Origin of the sequence: Phenylobacterium sp. (assembly GCF_004297125.1) — a bacterium.
Classification (GTDB): Bacteria; Pseudomonadota; Alphaproteobacteria; order Caulobacterales; family Caulobacteraceae; genus Phenylobacterium.
This window is the reverse complement of record NZ_SCVD01000017.1, coordinates 1-1,505: the sequence shown is the minus strand read 5'-3', so window position 1 is coordinate 1,505 and position 1,505 is coordinate 1. Positions and strand designations below refer to the sequence as shown.

Here is a 1,505-nt window from a genome sequence, read left to right as displayed (position 1 = left end):
CGGACGCTACTGCATCGTGGGGATGACGAAGGCGGAGTCCTCGACGGCGCCTTCGGGCCAGCGGGCGGTGATGGTCTTGGTCTTGGTGTAGAAGCGGACGCCCTCCATGCCGTGCTGGTTGGCGTCGCCGAAGGCGGAGCGCTTCCAGCCGCCGAAGGAGTGGTAGGCGACGGGGACGGGGATCGGCACGTTGATGCCGACCATGCCGACGTTGACCCTGGCGGCGAACTCGCGGGCGGCGCGGCCGTTGCGGGTGAAGATGGCGACGCCGTTGCCGTACTGGTGGGAGCTGGGCAGGTCCAAGGCCTCCTCGAAGCTCTCGGCGCGGACGATCTGCAGCACCGGGCCGAAGATCTCCTCGTGATAGGTGGTCATGCCCTTCTTGACGTTGTCGAACAGGCTGGGGCCGATGAAGAAGCCTTGCTCGTAGCCCTGCAGCTTGAAGCCGCGCCCGTCGGCCACCAGCTCGGCGCCCTCGTCGACGCCCAGCTGGATGTAGTCGGAGATCTTCTGCTTGTGGGCGGCGGAGACCACCGGGCCGTACTGGGCCTGGGCGTCGGTGGAGATCCCCACCTTCAGGGTCTCCAGCTCGGCCAGAACTCTCTCCCTGACTTCATCCGCGGTCTTCTTGCCGACCGGCACCACCACCGGCAGCGCCATGCAGCGCTCGCCGGCCGAGCCGTAGGCGGCGCCGATGATGTCCTTGGTGGCCTGCTCCAGGTCAGCGTCGGGCAGGATCAGCCCGTGGTTCTTGGCCCCGCCCATGGCCTGGACCCGCTTACCGGCCGCCGTGCCCCTGGAATAGACGTAGTGGGCGATGTCGGAGGAGCCCACGAAGCTCACGGCCTTGATGTCCGGGTGGTCCAGGAGGGCGTCGACGGCGGCCTTGTCGCCATGGATGACGTTCAGCACGCCACTGGGCGCGCCGGCCTCCATCATCAGCTCGGCCAGCTTCACCGGCAGCGTCGGGTCCTTCTCCGACGGCTTCAGGACGAAGCTGTTGCCCACCGCGATGGCGATGCCGAACATCCACATCGGGATCATGCCCGGGAAGTTGAACGGCGTGATCCCCGCCGCCACGCCCAGCGGCTGGCGCATCGAATAGACGTCGATCCCGGGACCCGCGCCCTCGGTGTATTCGCCCTTCAGCAGGTGCGGGACCCCGCAGGCGAACTCGATGACTTCCAGGCCCCGCTGGATGTCGCCCTTGGAGTCGGCGATCACCTTGCCGTGCTCGCTCGACAGGATCTCGGCCAGCGCGTCCATGTCGCGCTCGATCAGCCGCTTGAACTCGAACAGCACCCGCGCCCGGCGCTGCGGATTGACCAGGGCCCAGGTCTGTTGCGCCCGCAGCGCCGACTGCACAGCCTTGTCCACCTCGGCGTCCGTCGCGAACTGCACCCGCGCCTGCACCTCCCCTGTGTTGGGGTTGAACACGTCGCCATACCGGCCCGACGCGCCCGCATAGGCCGCGCCATCGATGAAGTGGGTGATCTCTCGCATGG

General features: G+C 67.8%; 1 protein-coding gene. It reads right to left on the bottom strand.

From position 1 onward, the window contains the following. Window positions 1-6: 6 nt before the first annotated feature. Window positions 7-1,503: a CoA-acylating methylmalonate-semialdehyde dehydrogenase gene (locus EPO51_RS08245; RefSeq protein WP_293348570.1), complete on the bottom strand. Its 1,497-nt coding sequence runs from the start codon at window positions 1,501-1,503 to the stop codon at window positions 7-9. Window positions 1,504-1,505 lie beyond the last annotated feature (2 nt).

Bases quoted from the DNA above. Each gene is read 5' to 3' on its own strand.
- EPO51_RS08245 (WP_293348570.1), bottom strand. From the start codon at position 1,503: ATGCGAGAGATCACCCACTTCATCGATGGCGCGGCCTATGCGGGCGCG.